The following is an 18,228-nucleotide window of genomic DNA, read 5'->3' on the forward strand; positions in this document are numbered from 1 at the left end:
GGCGCCGGGCGCGGCGCGGGTCGGCTCAGGCCAGCGTCTCGATGACGGGCGCGTCCGGGCGGACGCGGAAGCGGACGAGGTCGCGCACCGGGCTCGACGGCTCCAGCACCGTGCCGACGGCACGGAAGGTGACCCGCAGCTCGCGGGCGTCGGCCTCGAGGCGCCCGTAGCCCTTGGCCAGCAGGTCGAGGAACGCCAGGTGCGGGTTCACCGCGCGGCCCTGCGCTTCGAGCTGCGCGGCGAGCGTCTCGCGGTCGGGGCGCGGCGGCCAGGTGTCGAGCAGGCCCTGCGAGGTGATCGCGCCGCCCGTGAAGTCGACCGCGGCGGGCGTGCCGTCGGCGCGGCCCGTCGTCGTCACCTGGCCGGCGATGAACGTGTGCAGGTCGCCCGACAGCGTGACGACGCCCGTGATGCGCTCGCGCAGGACGTGCTCCATGATGGTGCGGCGCTCGGCGGCATAGCCGTCCCATTGGCCGAGGTTGATCGGGTTGCCGGGCGTGAGGTCCGTGCCGGCGACGACGGTCGTCGACGCGACGATCTTCCACGTCGCCCGCGAGCGCGAGAGCCCGCGCAGGAGCCAGCCGAGCTGGCGGGCGCCGAGATACGTCCCCTGCGTCGGCGGGTCGGCGTAGGAGTGCATGTCGAGCAGGAACAGCTCGACGTGGGCGCCGAGGCGGATCGAGCGATAGAGGTGGAAGGCGTCGAGGTGCGCTCGCCGCATCGGCAGCGCCTCGAAGAAGGCGCGCTTGCCGTACGCCATGCGCGTCGCGAGCGGCACGCGGATCGGCTTGCCCTGCACGTGGCCGGGCGAATCGTCCGCCAGCTCGTGGTTGTCCCAGATCGCGAGGAAGGCGTGGGCGGCGTGCATGGCCCGGAGGTCCGCGTCGCTCTGGTAGAGGCGGTACTTGGCGCGGTACTCGTCCAGCGTCTGCGCGAAGCCGTCGCCGTCGGGGCCGATCGTGTCGACGCGCGGGCCGCGGTCGTCGGTGAGCTCGTAGACGTAGTCGCCGAGCGACAGCGCGACGTCGAGGTCCTCCGCGGCCATCGCGGCGTGGGCGCCGAAGTAGCCGGCGGGCCAGCCCTGGCACGAGAACCACGCGAGGCGCAGCGGCGCGGTCGCGGCCGGGGCGGGACGCAGCTTGAAGCGGCCGACGGGCGAGGCGACGTCGCGCGTGAAGAAGCGGTACCAGAACGGCGCGTCGCCGCGCAGCCGCGGCGACGCCACCTCGGCGCGCGCGACGAACGCCGCGTCGGCGCGGACGGGGACGCGGCGGCGGGCGATCACCTGCGCGAAGCCGGGATCGCGCGCGACCTCGACCCCGATGCGGCCGCCGTCGGGGACGCCGTCGACGCGCGCGACGAGCGTGATGGCGCGCCGGCGGTCGCCGGCGAGGACGCCGGTGGGGAACGGCGCCGCCGCGTGCGAGGCCGAGGTCGGGGGTCGCGCGGGCGACGCGCGGGGCCGCAAGGCCGGCGGCGAGCACGCCGCCCGTGCGCAGCAGGTCGCGTCGGGTGATCCGCACGGCGGTGTGATCCCACGGGCCGGCGCGGGCCGGCAACCGGAAAGCGCCCCGGCTCAGCCGCCGCGCCGCCGCTCCTCGAGCTCGTCGAGGGAGCGCGGCCAGTCCTGCTTGAGGAGCCGCGACAGCGAGCGGTCGGCCAGCAGCCGGCCGCCGGTCTGGCAGGTCGGGCAGTAGTTGGTCTCGTTCTCCGCGTGGACGATGCGCTGGACCGGCGTGCCGCAGACCGGGCAGGGCTGGCGGTAGCGGCCGTGCACGGCCATGTCGTCGCGGAACGCCGTCACCTTCTCGGGGAAGCCGTCGCCCACCTCGGCGCGGATGCGGGCGGTGAACTCGCGCAGCACGGTCTGCGTGGCGGCGTGGAGGCGTGCGACCTCGTCGTCGCCGAGGCGGTCGCTCAGGGTGACCGGCGAGAGGCGGGCGCGGTGCAGGATCTCGTCGGAGTAGGCGTTGCCGATGCCGGCGAAGAGGCGCGGGTCGGTGAGCGTGCGCTTCAGCGTATGGCGCTCGCGCCGCAGCGCCGCGGCGAAGGTCGCGACGTCGGCGTCCAGCGGCTCCACGCCGCCGGCGTCGAACGCCGCGACCGCCTCGGCGCCGTGCACGCACCACAGGCCGGCCCGCTTGCGCGTGCTCGCCTCGGTGAGGACGAGCGTCCCGGCGGGAAAGTCGAACGCGGCGAGGCCGAGCTTGCGGTTGAGCTTCGTGTCGGGCGGTCGCCAGCGCAGCCGGCCGGCGATCATGAGGTGCAGCACGAGGAAGAGATTGTCTTCGAGCCCCAGCACGATGCGCTTGCCGACACGCCGGACGCCGATGACCGACTTGCCGGACGTCGCGCCGAGCGGCGGCTCCACCGAGCGCAGCAGGAAGGGGCTGGCGAGGCGCACGCCGCGCAGCGGCTCGCCGAGGACGCGTCGCTCGAGCGCCTCCACGTACACGGTGACGTCGGGCAGCTCGGGCATGCGTGGCTACGACGCGCGGCGCGTCTCGACCCGCTCGTCGCGCCAGCGGGCGAGAACCCCCGCGATCTCGTCCCGCACGCGCTCGAGCAGCCGCGCGGGGTCGTCGCCCGCCGCGCGCTCGATCGGCGCCCCGATGTAGACGCGCACGCGCACGCCCCACGGCACCGGCAGGAAGTTGTGCTGCAGGAGCCGCCACGACTCGTCGATCGCGACCGCGACGATCGGCGTCGCCGGCGTCTCCTCGAGCAGCGCCAGCGTGCCCGCCGGCTTGAAGCGGCCGAGCTCCCCGTGCCGCGCGCGCGTGCCCTCGGGGAAGATCATCGCCGACGCGCGGCCCGCGGCCACGCGCCGCCCGAGCGCGCGGATGGCCTCGACGGCGCCGGGCGCGTCGCCACGGTCGATCAGCACGTGGCCACCCTGGCGCAGGTTGTACGACACCGACGGGATCCACTTCCCGAGCGACCGCTTCGAGACGTACTTCGGGAAGTTCGAGAAGAAGAGCGAACCCAGGATCGGGATGTCGAACATGCTCTGGTGGTTCGAGACGATCACGTACGACGCCCAGGGCTGCACCCCCGGATCGCGCTCGACGCGCAGGCGGGCGTTGCAGATGCCGAAGGTGTGGACGAGCGTCCACTGGAGCGCGCTCGCGACGTACTCCTGCGGGCGCTGGCCGAAGAGCCGCGCGATGCGCTGGGCGACGTCGAATCCCACCATCACGAGACCGAACGCGGGCAGAAAGACGAGCGTCGCGAGCCAGGAGAGGACGAGCCGCATGGGACCGTTCGCTCTTGCCCCGATTCCCGGGCCGCTTCAAACCGCGCGGAGGCCCGGCTAGAACCGACGCATGGCGGACGCGCCCGTCACCCTGGAGGGGTGGTACACGCTGCACGAGATGTTCGCGCTCGACTGGGGCCGCTGGAACGCGCTGCCCGACGCCGAGCGCGACGCGATCACCGCCGAGGCGACGGACACGCTCGCCGCGCTGACCGCGCCCGGCGACGGCCACGGCGCGCCGTATGCCCTCGTCTCGCAGAAGGGCGACCTCTGCCTGGTCCACTTCCGGCGCGACCTCGAGGCGCTGCGCGCGGTACAGACGGCGTGGAACCGCACGCGCCTGCGCGCGTTCCTCGTGCCGACCTACTCCTACCTCGCCGTCGTCGAGCTCGGCACCTACGAGCTCACCGCGCACGCGACCGCGACGCTCGCCCGGCAGGGCAGGACGCCGGGCAGCGACGGCTTCGACGAGGCGCTGCACGCCGAGATGACGAAGCTCGCGCGCCCGCGCCTGTTCCCCGCCGTGCCCGATCGCCGCTACCTCTGCTTCTACCCGATGTCGAAGCGGCGCGGGGAGCAGGTCAACTGGTACGACCTCTCGGGGCCGGAGCGCGGCGCGTTCATGAAGGGGCACGGCGAGATCGGGCGCAAGTACGCCGGCCGGGTGCAGCAGATCATCCAGGGCTCGGTGGCGCTCGACGACTGGGAATGGGGCGTCTCGCTGTTCGCCGACGACCCGCTGGTCTTCAAGAAGCTCGTCTACGAGATGCGCTTCGATCCGGCGAGCTCGCGGTTCGCGCTGTTCGGACCCTTCTTCATCGGCATCCGCTTCGCACCCGGCGAGCTCGGCGCCGTGCTGCGCGGCGAGTCCCCAGCGCGCTGACGCCGGCCACGCGCCGGCGGCACCAGGCCGAGCGCGCGCCGCACGGACTGCGCCAGCCGGCGGACCGCGTAGCCTTCGAAATCCTCGACCGGATCGAGATCGGCGGGAAAGACCTCGAGCACGCTGTCGAGGTAGCGGGCGACGAGACGGCGGCGGGTGACCGCGTTCGGTACCGGGGCGACGGCGAGCTCGTCGTCGATCTGGAAGGCTCCGGTCACCAGATGCTGCCAGCGATCCTCGCGCGCCACGGCACGGCGACGCTACACCGGTGCCGCCGTCGCGTCACGCGGACGCGGTGGCGAGACCCAATGCGCGGGCGAATCGCTCCACGGGCGTCTGCAACCCGTGCTCGGCGGTGAGGCGGGCCAGGGTACGCGGGTGCGCGGTCGCCGTCGGCAGGTCGAGGGAGATCGCCGGTAGGGGGACCGCCCCGCACGGCGGCACGACGCGGCGGGCCGCTGCGAGGTAGTCGCGGCCGGCCGCGAGCTTGTGCGCGACGGCCGGGCTGAGGGCGCGGTCGCCGGCGTCGAGCGCGGCGAGGACGGCGTCGAGCGAGCCGTAGCGGGCGACGAGCTGCGCCGCCGTCTTCTCGCCGATGCCGGCGACGCCCGGCAGCCCGTCCGACGGGTCGCCGCGCAGCAGCGCGAAGTCGAGGTAGGCGCGCCCCGGGATGCCGTAGCGCTTCGTCACCGCCGCCTCGTCGATCACCGCGAGCTCGCTGACGCCGCGCACCGGGTAGAGCACCGACACGTGCGGATCCTCCACCAGCGCGAAGCAGTCGCGATCGCCCGACACCACCTCGACGCGCGCCCGGGTGTGCGCCGCGAGCGTGGCGATGACGTCCTCGGCTTCGTAGCCCTCGGCGCCGAGCACCGCGACCCCGATCGCCTGCAGCACCGCGCGCCCGATCGCCTCGTCGGCGGCGACCGGGTCCGCCTCGGCCTCGACCTCGGCGACGCGATGGGCCTTGTACGACGGCAGCGCCTCGACGCGGAACGCGGGTCGCCAGTCGTCGTCGACGCAGATGCCGAGCCCGCGCGGGCGGCGGTCCTGCACCAGGCGCGCGAGCATGCCGAGGATGCCGTACACGCCGCGCGCCGGCAGCGACTCCGGCAGCGAGTGGAAGGCGCGGTAGAGGAGGCTCGAGTAGTCAACCAGGAGGAGCATCGCTCAGCCGCCGACGCGCAGGCGCCAGGTGAGCGTGGTCTCGCCGCCGGCGGCCACGGGCACGTCGAACGCCAGCGTCGTGGCGTCGAGCTTCTTCGCCGGCAGGCTCGACGACAGCACCTCCCATTGGCCCATGACGGGCTCGCGTACGGTGACGGTGACCGCCGTGGTGCGCCGGTTCTTCAGCACCACCTCGTAGGCGCTCTCCGCCTGCCAGGGCTCCTGGCTGAGGAGGCGGAAGTCGGTCTGCGTGCGCGTCGCGGTGACGTCGAACGCGTCGCCGACCTCGAGCTCGAGCGTCTTGCCGTCGGGCGTGTGGCCGATGCGGTCCTCGCCGACCAACGCCGGCGCGCCGCCGGCCGTGGGCGCGTAGAAGCGTACGACGCCGGCGGGCATGGTGCGGCCGAGCTGATTCGGCTTCGTGTTGGCGACGTCGAGGATCACGCGCACCGGGACGTCCCTGCCCTGATCGCGCTGCGGGCCGCGCAGCCACTGCGCCGCGCCGCGGGTCTCGTAGCGCTTCGCGACGCCGACGCCGCGCGCGACGAACAGCTCGACCTGCTTGGTCTCGCCCGGGGCGACGCTCGTCGGCCGCTCGAGCGCATAGTGGTGGTACTCCGTGAAGCCGGTCTCGGCGACCTTGGCCGACGGCGCCGCGGCCATCGCCATGTCGCGCGCGACCATGCCGAACATGGCGCGCTCGGGCTCGGCGGCGCGGTGGACGTCGCCGGCGACGAGTGCCACGCGCGCGTCGTCGAACGCCGTGCCGCCGTCGTTGCGCAGCGTGATCCAGGCGGTGACGTCGGCACGGGTCTCTTCGGCGTCGAGCTGGGCCACGTAGTCGGCGCTCCAGCCGAGCCCGGCGGTCGCGTACGACACCTGCACGGGGCCGTTCACGGCCTGCGCGGCGTCGAGCCGCCAGCGCAGCGTCGGGCGGGTGAAGACCTCCTCGCCGGCCACGGGCGGGAGGCGGAGCGAGCCCGGGGGCGCGATCGCGATGCGGTCGGCGAGGCGCAGCGTCGGGCCGTCGAGCGACAGCAGCGTCGCCGGGGTGACGCGGGTGCGCAGGCGCTCGTCGGTCTCGACCAGCTCCACCTCGCGGCCGATCCAGCGCGCGAGCAGCGCCTGCGATGTCGGCAGGTCCCAGCGGAAGCTCTGCTCGAGGACGTGCACGCCGTCCGGCAGCGTCACCGCGACGGTGCGCGGGTCGATCTGCGGTGCGACGTCGTCGAAGCGCAGGCCCTGCGCGCCGACGGCGAGCGCCACCGTGCGGGTCTCCTGCACGATGGCGAGGTCCTGGCCGGAGTAGACGGTGAGCGCGAGCGCCGTGCGGGCGTCGCGACCGACGACGGTGTCGGCCGTCGCCGCGCCCGGGAGCGCGAGAGCGAGCAGGAGAAGGGCGATGGCGCGCGGCATGTCGCCTGTGTGGCAGGGCGTGCCCGGTGCGACAAGCCGGCGCCCGCCGTTGCCTTCCCCCGGGGCCGCCGGTAGTCGAGTCGGCATGCCGACGGCCACGCGTCCATCCCGCTTCCGCCTCGCCCGCGACGTGCGGCCCAGCCTGTACGACCTGCACCTCGAGCCCGACCTCGAGGCCGGCACGTTTCGCGGCGAGGTGACGATCACCCTGTCGCTCGCGAAGCCGCGCAAGGAGATCACGCTCCACGCCGCCGACCTCGTCGTCGACGAGGCGACGGTCCACGCCGGCGACACGACGATGCCTGCGCGGGTGCGGGCGTCGAAGTACGACGAGACGGTGACGCTGGCGACGCGCGCCGCCGTGCCCGCCGGCGAGGCGCGCGTCGTGCTGCGCTACCACGCGCCGCTGAACCGGCATCTGCGCGGCTTCTACGCCGCGGCCTCCGGCGACCGGCGCTACGCCTTCACGCAGTGCGAGGCGGCCGATGCGCGCCGCGTGATGCCGTGCTTCGACGAGCCGGCGTGGAAGGCACGGCTACGCATCGCGGTCACCGTCGCGCCCGGCGACACGGCGCTGTCGAACGCGCCGCTCGAGGCGGAAGAGGCCCTCGGCGGCGGCCGGCGGCGCCTCCAGTTCGCGACCACGCCGCCGCTCTCCACCTATCTCCTCGCCGTCGGCGTCGGGCCGCTCGAGGCGAGCGCCGTGCGCATGTCGGGCGACACGCCGATCCGCATCTGGCACGTGCCGGGCAAGGGGCACCTCACCGAGTTCGCGCTCGAGGCCGGTGCCGCGGCGCTCGAGCGGCTCGAGGCGTGGTTCGGCATCCCGTACCCGTACGGCAAGCTCGACCTCGTCGCCGTGCCCGACTTCGAGGCGGGGGCGATGGAGAATCCCGGCGCCGTCTTCTTTCGCGAGACGCTGCTGCTCCTCGATCCCGCCACCGCCTCGCTGCCCGAGCGCAAGCGCGCCGCCGAGGTCATCGCGCACGAGCTGGCCCACATGTGGTACGGCGACCTCGTCACCATGGCGTGGTGGGACGACCTCTGGCTGAACGAGGCGTTCGCCACCTGGATGGCCTACCGCGTCGTCGACGAGTGGAAGCCCGAGTGGCGCATGTGGCTGAGCTTCGAGCACGGCCGGTCCGGCGCGCTCGGGCTCGACGCGCTCGCGAACACGCACCCGATCTACGCCCCGGTGCGGAGCGTCGCCGAGGCCACCGAGAACTTCGACCTCATCACCTACGAGAAGGGCGCGGCCGTCGTGCGCATGCTCGAGCACTGGCTCGGGCCCGAGACGTTCCGCGCGGGCGTACGCCTCTACATGGACCGCCATCGCGAGAGCAACGCGGTCGCCGAGGACCTGTGGAACGCGCTCGCGGAGGCGTCGGGGCAGGACGTCGCCCGCGTCGCCCAGGCATGGATCGCGCAGCCGGGCTTCCCGCTCGTGACGCTCGCCGCCGACGGCGGCAGCCTCAAGGTGAAGCAGGAGCGCTTCTTCGTCGACCCGCGCGTGCCGGCGGCGAAGCGGCGCGTGCGCTGGCCGGTGCCGCTCGTGCTGAAGTTGCCGAAGGAGCGCCGGCAGCGCACGCTCGCCGACAGGGCACAGCAGACGCTCGCGCTCGAGGGCGGGCGCGTCCCGTGGATCTTCGGCAACGCCGCCGCCGGCGGCTTCTACCGCGTGCTGCACGACGCGCCCACCCGCGCCGCGCTGCTCGCGGATCTGTCCGGCACGTTGACGGCGGTCGAGCGCATGGCTCTCGGAGGCGACCAGTGGGCGCTCGTGCGCGCCGGCCGCGCGCCGATCGACAGCTTCCTCGAGATCGTCGACGCGCTCGGCGCCGAGCCCGACCACGACGTGCTCGACGGCGTGTCCGGTGCGCTCGCGGCACTCGACGAGCAGGTGGTGCCGCCGGGCAGCCTCGTGCAGGCGCAGCTCCGCGGCTGGGTGGCGCGCCGCTTCGGGCCGGCGCTGGAGGAGCTCGGGTGGACGGCCGAGCCCGACGAGCCCGATCCGGTGCGCCTGCGCCGCGCCGCGCTCGTGCGCCTCGTCGGCGGCATCTCCGAGGTGCCGGCGGTGCTCGAGGAGGCGCGGCGTCGTCTGGAGGCGTATCTCGCCGACCGCAGCGCGCTCGAGCCGAACCTCGCCGAGCCCGTGGTCGCGCTCGCGGCGCGCGTCGGCGACGCCGCGCTGTACGAGAGGTACCGCGACGTCGTGGCCGTCGCGCGCACCCCGCACGAGCAGCGGCGCTTCCTGATCCACCTGGCGTCCTTCCGCGGCTCGGCCCAGGTGAAGCGTACGCTCGACGCGCTCCTCGGCGCCGAGATCCCGACCCAGGACATGGCGTTCGTGATCATGCGCCTCCTCGGCAACCCCAACGCGCGTGAGGCCGCCTGGAGCTTCCTCTGCAAGCGCTGGTCGGCGATCAAGAAGCGCCTCCCCCCGCTCATGCTCGCGCGCCTCGTCGAGGCCACGCCGTCGCTGCGCGAGCCGCGTTACGCCCGCGAGGTGCGCGAGTTCTTCGCGGCGCATCCCGTCCCCGAGGCGGCGCGCGCCGTGAAGCAGGCGTTGGAGCGCTTCCGGCTGAACGCCGAGCTGCGCAAGCGCACCGGACCGGCGCTGGCGCGCTGGCTCGCGGAGCGGTGATGCGGGCGGCGGTGCTGGCGCTCGTCGCCGGGCTCGGCGTCGGCCCGGCCGCGGCCAACCCGTTGCCGGTGCCGCGCGGCGTGCGCCAGACGGTCACGGCGGCGACCGTCGTCGTGCTGCCGGCCGGCTGCGGCGGCGTCGTCGCCGAGCGTGCCGACCTCGTCGCGACCGCCCTCCACTGCGTCGAGAGCGAGCACGGGCTCGAGGTGCGCTTCGCCGACGGCACCACGCGGGCGGCGCGGCTGACGCGCATCGACGAGGTCTCCGACCAGGCGATCCTGGCGCTCGACCGCCCGGCGACGGTGGCGCCGCTCGCCGTCGCGCCGGCCGCCGATCGTCGGCACCGTGCTCTACTTCGCCGGCAACCCGGACAACCCGCGCTGGCAGGACTCGCGCGTCGACCGCATCGGCACCTGCGAATCGCTGCCGTCGCTGGCGGACGCGCTCTTCACCAGCATCCAGGGGACGCCGGGCGACTCCGGGTCGCCGCTCGTCGACGGGGCGGCGCAGGTCGTGGGGCTGGTGCACGGCGGGGCGCGGTGTCACATCGCCACGCCGGCGTCGCACCTGTCGCGGCTGCTCGACGCGGCGAAGGCGGGCTGACGGCAGGCGCCGGCCGCGGGCACCCGCTTCGCGGCGGGTGGCGCCGCGTGGGGGGTGGGGACCGCGCAGGCGCGTGCGGATCAGGTGGACGACGGTCGTGCCTCCGCGTGCGTCGGATTGCGCCAGGCGGTCGGCATCGAGGGGGTGGTGTGGTGGACGGTGATGCGGCCGGTGGGATCGAGCGCGATCAGGCCGGCGGCGGCGCCGAGGGTCGACCCGAGGGTGGCGAGGGCTTCGCGGGCGGCGGCGTCGGGGGTGGCGCCGGTGGCGATGGTGCCGGCGACGCGGTGGGCGAGGGCGAGGCGGATGATGGCTTCGCCGGGGCCGGTGCAGGAGATCGCGGCGTGGGCGTCGGCCCAGGTGCCGGCGCCGATGACGGCGGAGTCGCCGACGCGGCCGGCGCGCTTGCCCGCGACGCCGCCGGTCGAGGTGGCGGCCGCGAGGCGGCCGCGGGCGTCGCAGGCGACTGGCGCCCACCGTCCCGCCCGACGCCGGCACGGCGCTGCGCCAGCGCGCCCGGGCCGCCTCGGTGACGAGCGCCTCCGGCGCCACGACGCGGAGGCCGTGCCGCGCCGCCATCGCCGCGGCGGCGGGACCGACGCGCAGGACCTCGCGGCCCTCGGCGAGGACGGCCCGGGCGAGGCGGATCGGGTTGGCGACGCCGGAGACCGCGCCCACGGCACCGGCGGCGAGCCTGGCGCCGTCCATGAGCGACGCGTCCATCTCGACGCGGCCGTCGTCGGTGAGCACCGACCCCAGCCCGGCGTTGAAGGCGGGGTCGTCCTCGAGGACGACCGTGGCCGCGACGACGGCGTCGAGCGCGCTGCCGCCCGCGGCCAGCACGGTCCAGCCGGCCTCGGCGGCGCGGAGGACGCCGGCCCGGCGCGCGCCGCGCGACGCGGGGTCGTCGCGCCCGGCGCCGCCGTGGACCACGATCGTCGCGCTCGCCACGGCGTCGCAGTGGGCGCCGCGGTCGCCGCGGTCAACGCGGACGTCAGCGGTACTCGCCCATGTCCTCGTGCTCGATGCCGAAGTGGTGCGCGATCTCGTGCACGACCGTGCGCGCCACCTCCTGCCGCAGGGCCTCGGCGTCGCGACAGGTGAGCTCGTGCGGCCGTTGGAACACGACGACGTGGTCGAGGTGGTCGGCGGTGGCGCTGGTGCGCTCGGTCCGCGCGACGCCGACGTAGACCCCGAGCTGGAGCGGATCCTCCTCGTCGGGACCGGGCCAGTCCTGCACCGTGACCACGACCTGGTCGAGCAGCCTGCGGAAGCGCTCGGGCACGTCGTCGAGCGCGTCGGCGACCAGACGCTCGAACTCCGCGCGCCCCAGGCGCAGCGGCAGCGGATGTCCCGTGGGGTCGAGGCGGGCGGCCTCGGCGTACTGCGCGTCGGCCTCGCCGGGCCGCCCGAGACGGTCGAGGCAGACGGCACGGTCGGCGTGGATGCTCGCCTGGTCGAGGCGGTCCTGCCGCCGCCGCGCGCCGCGGGCGGGCAGGGCTTCGAGCCCCGCGAGCGCCTCGGCGAAGCGCCCGAGGTCGAGCAGCACCGCCGCGCGCTCGCGCCGCGCCCACGGCCGCTGGGGCTCCGCCGCCAGCACCTCGTCGAGGATCGCGAGCGCGTCGGCGAAGCGGCCCTGGTCGGAGGCGACCGTCGCCTCCCATTCGCGCAGCTCGACGGCCTGCGGGTAGCGCTTGCGCGCCGTCGCCAACGTCCGGCGCAGCCCCTCGGCGTCGCCGTCCCGGTCGAGCTTCTCCAGGCGATCCAGCACTGCGTCGAGGTCGCCGTCCATGCCATGCGGCGCTAGACGCTCCCCGTGCGGCCGTCAAACTGCGCTGGCGCTCGCCCGAGCGGACGAGGCACAACGAGGCCGAGTCCGATCTCCGAGGAGGTGCCCATGCAGTTCCACGACGTCGACGTGAAGACCGTGTTCCGGCGCATGCGCGAGCTGGTGCCCGACGCCTACCGCGCCTGGCTCGAGTTCGACGGCAAGGCGTTCGCCGACGGCGCGCTGCCGAAGAAGACGAAGGAGCTGATCGCGCTCGGGATCGCGCAGATCACGCAGTGCCCGTGGTGCATCGACGCGCACGTGAAGAAGGCGGCCGCCGCCGGCTGCGCGCCCGCCGAGATCGCCGAGACCATCTTCGTCGCGATGGCGATGGCCTCCGGCGCCGCCTGGAGCCACGGCGGGCTCGCGCTCCAATGCCTGGCCGAGCACGAGAAGGCCGCCGCACCCAAGCCGTGACCCCCACCGACGCGCGCCCGCTCGCCGGCATCGTCGTCGTCGACCTGACACGCGTGCTCGCCGGCCCCTACGCGACGATGGTGCTCGCCAACCTCGGGGCCCGCGTCGTCAAGGTCGAGCGCCCGCGCCGCGGCGACGACGCCCGCGACATCGGCCCGTTCGTCGGCGGCAAGAGCCTCTACTTCTCGGCGCTCAACTGCGACAAGGAATCGATCGCGCTCGACCTGAAGGCCGCCGCCGACCGCGTCGTCTTCGAGCGGCTGCTCGGCCGCGCCGACGTGCTGGTCGAGAACTTCCGTCCCGGGACGCTGGAGCGGCTGGGCTTCGGGCCGGACGTGCTCGCGGCGCGCTGGCCGCGCCTCGTCTACGCGGCGACGTCGGGCTTCGGGCACACGGGTCCGCTGGCGCACCGGCCGGCGTACGACATGGTCGTGCAGGCGATGGGCGGCGTCATGAGCCTCACGGGCCATCCCGGCGGACCGCCGGCGCGCGTCGGGGTGTCGATCGGCGACATCACCGCCGGCCTGTTCCTGGCGCTCGGCATCCAGGCGGCGCTCTGGCGCCGGCGCGAGACGGGGCGCGGCACGATGGTCGACGTCGCCATGCTCGATTGCCAGCTCGCCATCCTCGAGAACGCGCTGACGACCCACCTCGTCACCGGCGCGATCCCCGGGCCGCTCGGTACGCGGCATCCGAACATCGCGCCGTTCCAGGCCTTCGAGGCCGGCGACGGCCGGCCGTTCGTCGTCTGCGCGGGGCACGACGAGGTCTTCGCGCGTCTGTGCGACGCGGTCGGCCGGCGCGACCTGCTCGCCGACCCCCGCTTCGGCACCGCCGAGGACCGGCGCGTCCACGTCGAGGGCCTCGCCGCGACGCTCGGGGCGGTCTTCGCCACGCGGCCGGCTGCCGAGTGGCTGGAGCGGCTGGAGGCGGCCGGGGTCCCGTGCGCGCCCGTCAACACCGTCGCCGACGTCGTGCGCGAGCCCCAGGTCGCGGCCCGCCACATGGTCCTCGACGTCGCCGACCCGCAGATCGGCGCGCTGCGGGTCGCGGGCAACCCGATCAAGCTGGGCGACGTGCCCGAGCGGACCGAGCGCCGTCCGCCGCCCGAGCTCGACCGCGACCGCGCCGCCATCCTCGCCTGGCTCGACGGCGACGTCTGACCCGCTCGCCGCCGGTGCACCGCGGCGGCGCATGGTGTACAGGGGACCGCCCGCCATGATGCGCACGAGCCGCCTCTTCGCCCCCACCCTCCGCGACGACCCGGCCGATGCCGAGGTGGTGAGCCACAAGCTGCTCGTGCGCGCCGGCATGATCCGCCAGGTGGCGCGCGGCATCTACGACTTCCTGCCGCTCGGCCTGCGCGCCGTCCGCCGCGTCGAGAGCATCGTGCGCGACGAGATGGACCGCGCCGGCGCCCAGGAGCTGCTGATGCCGGCCGTCATTCCGGCCGAGCTGTGGCAGGAGAGCGGGCGCTGGGACCTCTACGGCAAGGAGCTGCTGCGCCTGCGCGACCGCCACGATCGCGACTTCTGCTTCGGTCCCACCCACGAGGAGGTCGTCACCGACCTCGTCCGTCGCGAGGTGCGCTCGTACCGCGACCTGCCGAAGAATCTCTACCAGATCCAGGTGAAGTTCCGGGACGAGGTACGGCCGCGATTCGGCCTCATGCGCGGCCGCGAGTTCATCATGAAGGACGCGTACTCGTTCCACACCGACGTGGAGGACGCGCAGCGGGAGTACCGCGTCATGTACGACGCCTACACGCGCATCTTCGAGCGCTGCGGGCTGACGTTCCGCGCCGTCGAGGCGGGCAGCGGCGCGATCGGCGGCTCGCAGACGCACGAGTTCCAGGTGCTGGCCGAGTCGGGCGAGGACGCCATCGTCTCCTGCGAGCAGTGCGGCTACGCCGCCAACGTCGAGAAGGCCGAGGTGCGGCCGCTGCCGCCGCCCGCCGCCGCCGGCGGCGCGCGCGAGCAGGTCGCCACCCCGGGCAAGCGCACCGTCGCCGAGGTCAGCGCCTTTCTCGACGTTCCGGCCGAGCGCTTCGTGAAGACGCTGATCTACGTCGCACCCGACGGCGCCACGGTCGCAGCGCTCGTGCGCGGCGACCACGAGGTGTCGGAGACCAAGCTCGGCGCCGTCCTCGGCGGGACGTTCGCGCTCGCCGACGAGGAGACCGTCCGCCGCGTCACCGGCGCCGCGGTCGGCTTCGCCGGGCCGGTCGGCCTGCGCACGGGCACGATCGTCGCCGACGCCTCGCTGCACGGCATGCGCGGCGCGGTCACCGGCGCCAACGCCGACGAGGCGCATTTCATCGGCGTCGAGCAGGCACGCGACTTTCCGTCCGTCATCTTCGCCGACCTGCGCCAGGCGCGCGCCGGCGACTCCTGTCCGCGCTGCGACGCCGGCGTCTACGCCGCGCATCGCGGCATCGAGGTCGGCCAGGTGTTCTACCTCGGCACGAAGTACTCGAAGGCCATGGGCGCGAGCTACCTCGACGCGAAGGGCGCCGAGCACGCGATCGAGATGGGCTGCTACGGCATCGGCATCACGCGCACGGTCGCGGCGGCCATCGAGCAGAACCACGACGCGGCCGGCATCGTCTGGCCGGCGGCGCTGGCGCCGTACGGTGCGCTCGTGGTGCCGGTGCAGGCGAGCGACGCGACGCTGCGCGAGGCGGCCGAGAGGATCGGCGCCGAGCTCGAGGCGGCCGGCGTCGACACGCTGCTCGACGACCGCGACGAGCGGCCGGGCGTCAAGTTCAAGGACGCCGACCTGATCGGCCTGCCCGTGCGGGTGACGGTCGGAGCGCGATCGCTCCAGAAGGGATGCGTCGAGGTGAAGGCCCGCACGGCGAAGGAGGCGACCGAGGTGCCGGTGGGCGAGGCGGCGGCGCACGTCGCCGCGATGGTGGGACCCCGGTGAGCGGGCCGCGGACTCCCGACGGCATCCGCACCCGCCTCATCTTCGCGCTCGACGTCGAGCGGCTCGACGAAGCCGAGCGCCTGGTCGACCTGCTCGCGCCCGAGATCGCCGTCTTCAAGGTCGGCAAGCAGCTGTTCCTGCACTCCGGCCCAGAAGTCGTGCGCATGATCCACCGCCGCGGCCGCGAGGTCTTCCTCGATCTCAAGTTCCACGACATCCCGCACACGGTCGCGAAGGCCGGCGTCGAGGCGGCGCGGCTCGGCGTGCGCTTCTTCGACCTGCACGCCTCGGGCAGCCTCGAGATGATGGAGCGCACCGCCGCCGAGGTGGCGCGCGTGTGCCGCCGCGAGGGGCTGCGCCGCCCGCGCATCCTCGCGGTCACGGTGCTGACCAGCCTCGGCAAGCGCGACCTCAAGCTGGTCGGCGTCGCCGACGAGGTCGACAGCCAGGTCGTGCGCCTCGCCCGTCTCGCGCACCGCGCCGGCATGGACGGTGTGGTCGCGTCGCCGCTCGAGATCGCGCAGATCCGGAAGAAGTGCGGCCCGTCGTTCCTCATCGTGACGCCGGGCGTGCGGCCGCCGTCGGCGGAGAAGGCCGACCAGAAGCGGGTCATGGCGCCGGGCGAGGCGATGCACGCCGGCGCCGACTACCTCGTCATCGGCCGGCCGGTGCGCGACGCGCCCGATCCGCTCGCGACGGCGCGCGAGATCGTCGCCGACATGGCCCGCGGCTTCCTCACGGCGCGTGCCCGCAGCGGCGCGCGCGCCTAGGTCGCGTCCGTACGCCTGCGTGCCCGGCCCGGGCGATCGGCGTGCCGGTCCACGCCTGCCGTCGCCCGGCTGCTCCTCGCCCTCGAACCTGCGCGCGCGCCCACCCATCCGCAAACGGATGATCCGCAGTCATCGCAGCGCCCTGTCGCAGTGTGTCTCAGCGGTTTACCCCCGGAGATGCCTGTGCTAACCGGGACCCACTATGCCCCGACTCGTGAAGCGCTACAGCAACCGGAAGCTGTACGACACGAGCGAGAGCCGTTACGTCACCCTCGACGAGATCGCCCGCTGGGTGAAGGCCGGCGAAGAGGTCAAGATCCTCGAGAACGAGAGCGGCGAAGACCTCACCGCCGTCACGTTCGCGCAGATCATCCTCGAAGAGGAGCGCAAGAAGACGGGTCTCCTCTCGCTGCGCGTCATGCGTGACCTCATCCAGCACGGCGAAGCCGCGCTCCAGGGCATCGCCGGTGCCGTCGACCGTGGCATCGAGGTGATCCGCGCGGCGGCGCCGCAGCGCACCGGCCAGCTGGGACAGGTCGCCGAGCGCCTCGGCGCGCTCCAGAAGCAGGTCGACGACGTCGTCCGGTCGTCGATCGAGCGGGTGACGACCCACCCGACGTTCCAGCAGGAGCTGCGCCGCATCGAGCGCACCGCGCGTGCGCTCGAGGCCCGGATCGCGCGCCTGCGTCCCTGGAACGAAGGCGACGAGCAGCCGCCCCACAACGGCGACCGTCCCTGATCCGACGCGCCCACTCGCCGCTGCACGTCCGGTCGCGGGTCGCCCGACGGGGTCCGGGTGCGCCGTTGCTGAGAAGCATGCAAGGCGCTTCGTGAGGTAGTCGACCAGCTCGTCGGCCTGCCGCCGCCCCCTGCGAGGGCGGGCGCTCGGCGTGGCGCATCTGCTACGGCTCCCGGCCCCTCCGCGACGACCACGACCATCTCGGCTTCCGCCTTCCGGGCGGCGCCGAGCGGGACCGGGTTTCCGCCCGCGACGAGCACTGCGCGCCACGCTTGCTTCCGGTCCCCGCCGCTCGCCGGGGGCCGGTCCGCGTCGCGCGCCGGGTAGCCCGCGGCCCCGGCGTCTACCGCGCCAGGAAGACCGGGCACGTACTGTTGCGCAGCACGAACTCGGTCGTGCTGCCGAGGACCATCTCGATGATGCGGGAGTGGCCGTACGCGCCGATGAAGAGGAGGTCGAAGCCGCCGTCGCGCAGGACGTCGACGATGCGCTGGTGCGGCGGGCCCGAGAGCCGGCGGTAGGTGACGTCGAGCTCGTACGGCGCCAGGTAGCGCTTCGCCTCGTCGAGCGCGCGGTCGCCGTCGGCCGAGGCGTCGTCGCGCCCCACGTGGATCACGGTGAGCGGCAGCCCCAGGCTGGACGCGACCTCGCCGGCCGCGTGCATCGCGGCGCTGGCGCGTGGCGAGCCGTCGTAGGCGAGCAGGGGGCGCGTGATGGGGCGGAACTGCGCGGGCGAGACCAGGACGGGCTTGGGCGACTTGCGCGCCACCGACTCCGTCGCGCCGCCGAGGAGCCCGGTCGAGAACTGCTCGTTGACGCCGCGATGCCCGAGCACGACGAGGTCGGCGGTACGGGCCTGATCGCAGATCTCGTTGGCGACGATGCCCATCGGCATGGCGGTCTCGTGGGCGAGCCCGCGCTCCGTGCAGCGGGTGGTGAACGTGTCGAGCAGGACCTGGCCGCGCTCGCGCAGCGCCTCGCGCATCTTCGAGGAGAAGTCGAGATAGGGCTCGAAGCCGAGCGACCCCGAGACGTCGTGCAGGAACGAGCCCTCGATCGAGACGATGTCGATGACGTGCAGCCCGAGCAGCCGCGCCTTCAGGCGCTCGGCGAGCCAGGCGGAGTACTCGAACGCCCCTTCGGCGTGCTGCGAGCCGTCCAGCGCGACCAGGATCGTCTTGATCACCAGCGTGACCTCATGGCCGGCTGTAGCCCGCGGGCGGTAGGCGCGCAAGCTCCCGGGGCATCTTGCAAAACCTCGGGCGCCCGGCGACATATGCGGCGTGCCGCGGCGGGATGAGGCGTTGTTGGACGAGCTGAAGACCCTGGCCGATCGCCTGGGTGTGAAGGTGCGGGAGGAGATCCTCCTTCGCGAGGTCGGCTATCGCGTACGCAGCGGACGCGCCGTCGTCCGCGGGCAGGACGTCGTCTTCCTCGACCGTCATGCCACGCCGGCGGAGCGCGTCGAGGTGCTGCTCGACGGGCTCGCGGGCCGCGACCTCGAGCCCCACTACGTGTCGCCGGAGCTGCGCCGCCTGCTCGAGCGGCGGGGTGCGGCCTGACGGACGCGGCAGTGG

The 18,228-nt window shown here is 74.3% G+C and carries 16 protein-coding genes and 1 pseudogene; 9 read left to right on the forward strand and 8 right to left on the reverse strand.

From position 1 onward, the window contains the following. Window positions 1-25: 25 nt before the first annotated feature. The 3 genes from KIT14_05665 to KIT14_05675 form a co-directional block, all read right to left on the reverse strand. A complete protein-coding gene (locus KIT14_05665; GenBank protein MCW5890023.1) occupies window positions 26-1,468 on the reverse strand; it encodes an alkaline phosphatase D family protein in 1,443 nt (480 codons plus the stop codon). A gap of 108 nt (window positions 1,469-1,576) precedes the next feature. Continuing rightward, window positions 1,577-2,479, reverse strand: coding sequence for an Fpg/Nei family DNA glycosylase (locus tag KIT14_05670; protein ID MCW5890024.1), 903 nt, complete (start codon window positions 2,477-2,479; stop codon window positions 1,577-1,579). A gap of 6 nt (window positions 2,480-2,485) precedes the next feature. Continuing rightward, entirely contained in the window at window positions 2,486-3,256 is a 771-nt protein-coding gene (locus KIT14_05675; protein MCW5890025.1) for a 1-acyl-sn-glycerol-3-phosphate acyltransferase, read from the reverse strand. 70 nt (window positions 3,257-3,326) lie between these two features. Here KIT14_05675 and KIT14_05680 point away from each other — a divergent pair, with 70 nt between their 5' ends. Beyond that, window positions 3,327-4,139, forward strand: a complete 813-nt coding sequence (locus tag KIT14_05680) for a heme-dependent peroxidase (GenBank protein ID MCW5890026.1) — start codon at window positions 3,327-3,329, stop codon at window positions 4,137-4,139. Between the two features lie 282 nt (window positions 4,140-4,421). On the opposite strand, the gene KIT14_05685 is transcribed toward KIT14_05680, so the two are convergent. Both KIT14_05685 and KIT14_05690 read right to left on the reverse strand, forming a co-directional pair. After that, complete coding sequence (locus KIT14_05685) at window positions 4,422-5,306, reverse strand: 5'-3' exonuclease (protein MCW5890027.1); 885 nt, start codon at window positions 5,304-5,306, stop codon at window positions 4,422-4,424. 3 nt (window positions 5,307-5,309) lie between these two features. Continuing rightward, window positions 5,310-6,722 carry a DUF4139 domain-containing protein gene (locus tag KIT14_05690; GenBank protein ID MCW5890028.1) on the reverse strand — a complete coding sequence of 471 codons (1,413 nt, stop codon included), beginning with the start codon at window positions 6,720-6,722 and terminating at the stop codon, window positions 5,310-5,312. An 85-nt stretch (window positions 6,723-6,807) separates the two neighbouring features. On the opposite strand from KIT14_05690, the gene KIT14_05695 reads away from it, so the two are divergent. Together KIT14_05695 and KIT14_05700 are read left to right on the forward strand one after the other, a co-directional pair. Next, entirely contained in the window at window positions 6,808-9,366 is a 2,559-nt protein-coding gene (locus tag KIT14_05695; protein ID MCW5890029.1) for a M1 family metallopeptidase, read from the forward strand. Window positions 9,367-9,711: 345 nt separating this feature from the next. Further along, on the forward strand, window positions 9,712-9,969 hold the full coding sequence (locus tag KIT14_05700) for a hypothetical protein (GenBank protein ID MCW5890030.1): 258 nt from the start codon (window positions 9,712-9,714) through the stop codon (window positions 9,967-9,969). Window positions 9,970-10,049: 80 nt separating this feature from the next. Here the strand turns inward: KIT14_05700 and KIT14_05705 are convergent. Together KIT14_05705 and KIT14_05710 are read right to left on the reverse strand one after the other, a co-directional pair. Beyond that, window positions 10,050-10,920, reverse strand: a pseudogene (locus KIT14_05705) (isoaspartyl peptidase/L-asparaginase). A gap of 43 nt (window positions 10,921-10,963) precedes the next feature. Continuing rightward, window positions 10,964-11,761, reverse strand: a complete 798-nt coding sequence (locus KIT14_05710) for a metallopeptidase family protein (protein MCW5890031.1) — start codon at window positions 11,759-11,761, stop codon at window positions 10,964-10,966. A 105-nt stretch (window positions 11,762-11,866) separates the two neighbouring features. Between KIT14_05710 and KIT14_05715 the strand changes: the two genes are divergently transcribed. From KIT14_05715 to KIT14_05735, 5 genes are all read left to right on the forward strand, one after another. Then, on the forward strand, window positions 11,867-12,214 hold the full coding sequence (locus tag KIT14_05715; GenBank protein MCW5890032.1) for a carboxymuconolactone decarboxylase family protein: 348 nt from the start codon (window positions 11,867-11,869) through the stop codon (window positions 12,212-12,214). Then, a complete protein-coding gene (locus tag KIT14_05720) occupies window positions 12,172-13,377 on the forward strand; it encodes a CoA transferase (protein ID MCW5890033.1) in 1,206 nt (401 codons plus the stop codon). The genes KIT14_05715 and KIT14_05720 overlap by 43 nt, the downstream gene beginning before the upstream one ends. A gap of 58 nt (window positions 13,378-13,435) precedes the next feature. Continuing rightward, a complete protein-coding gene (locus tag KIT14_05725) occupies window positions 13,436-15,142 on the forward strand; it encodes a proline--tRNA ligase (protein ID MCW5890034.1) in 1,707 nt (568 codons plus the stop codon). Continuing rightward, window positions 15,046-15,912, forward strand: coding sequence for an orotidine-5'-phosphate decarboxylase (gene pyrF, locus KIT14_05730; GenBank protein ID MCW5890035.1), 867 nt, complete (start codon window positions 15,046-15,048; stop codon window positions 15,910-15,912). The genes KIT14_05725 and pyrF overlap by 97 nt, the downstream gene beginning before the upstream one ends. A gap of 202 nt (window positions 15,913-16,114) precedes the next feature. Further along, the gene (locus KIT14_05735) at window positions 16,115-16,651 is read left to right on the forward strand and encodes a polyhydroxyalkanoate synthesis regulator DNA-binding domain-containing protein (protein ID MCW5890036.1); all 537 of its coding nucleotides are present in this window, start codon (window positions 16,115-16,117) and stop codon (window positions 16,649-16,651) included. 343 nt (window positions 16,652-16,994) lie between these two features. Here the strand turns inward: KIT14_05735 and KIT14_05740 are convergent, their stop codons facing one another. After that, window positions 16,995-17,837, reverse strand: a complete 843-nt coding sequence (locus KIT14_05740; GenBank protein ID MCW5890037.1) for a universal stress protein — start codon at window positions 17,835-17,837, stop codon at window positions 16,995-16,997. Between the two features lie 97 nt (window positions 17,838-17,934). Between KIT14_05740 and KIT14_05745 the strand changes: the two genes are divergently transcribed. Further along, complete coding sequence (locus tag KIT14_05745) at window positions 17,935-18,213, forward strand: hypothetical protein (protein ID MCW5890038.1); 279 nt, start codon at window positions 17,935-17,937, stop codon at window positions 18,211-18,213. Window positions 18,214-18,228 lie beyond the last annotated feature (15 nt).

The organism is bacterium, from assembly GCA_026129405.1.
GTDB lineage: Bacteria > Desulfobacterota > Binatia > DP-6 > DP-6 > JAHCID01.

What these genes read in the sequence shown, in the direction of transcription:
- KIT14_05670 (MCW5890024.1), bottom strand. Translation starts at nt 2,479, where the DNA reads ATGCCCGAGCTGCCCGACGTCACCGTGTACGTGGAGGCGCTCGAGCGA.
- KIT14_05675 (MCW5890025.1), bottom strand. Translation starts at nt 3,256, where the DNA reads ATGCGGCTCGTCCTCTCCTGGCTCGCGACGCTCGTCTTTCTGCCCGCG.
- KIT14_05680 (MCW5890026.1), top strand. Translation starts at nt 3,327, where the DNA reads ATGGCGGACGCGCCCGTCACCCTGGAGGGGTGGTACACGCTGCACGAG.
- KIT14_05685 (MCW5890027.1), bottom strand. Translation starts at nt 5,306, where the DNA reads ATGCTCCTCCTGGTTGACTACTCGAGCCTCCTCTACCGCGCCTTCCAC.
- KIT14_05690 (MCW5890028.1), bottom strand. Translation starts at nt 6,722, where the DNA reads ATGCCGCGCGCCATCGCCCTTCTCCTGCTCGCTCTCGCGCTCCCGGGC.
- KIT14_05695 (MCW5890029.1), top strand. Translation starts at nt 6,808, where the DNA reads ATGCCGACGGCCACGCGTCCATCCCGCTTCCGCCTCGCCCGCGACGTG.
- KIT14_05710 (MCW5890031.1), bottom strand. Translation starts at nt 11,761, where the DNA reads ATGGACGGCGACCTCGACGCAGTGCTGGATCGCCTGGAGAAGCTCGAC.
- KIT14_05715 (MCW5890032.1), top strand. Translation starts at nt 11,867, where the DNA reads ATGCAGTTCCACGACGTCGACGTGAAGACCGTGTTCCGGCGCATGCGC.
- KIT14_05720 (MCW5890033.1), top strand. Translation starts at nt 12,172, where the DNA reads ATGCCTGGCCGAGCACGAGAAGGCCGCCGCACCCAAGCCGTGACCCCC.
- KIT14_05725 (MCW5890034.1), top strand. Translation starts at nt 13,436, where the DNA reads ATGCGCACGAGCCGCCTCTTCGCCCCCACCCTCCGCGACGACCCGGCC.
- pyrF (MCW5890035.1), top strand. Translation starts at nt 15,046, where the DNA reads ATGCGTCGAGGTGAAGGCCCGCACGGCGAAGGAGGCGACCGAGGTGCC.
- KIT14_05735 (MCW5890036.1), top strand. Translation starts at nt 16,115, where the DNA reads ATGCCCCGACTCGTGAAGCGCTACAGCAACCGGAAGCTGTACGACACG.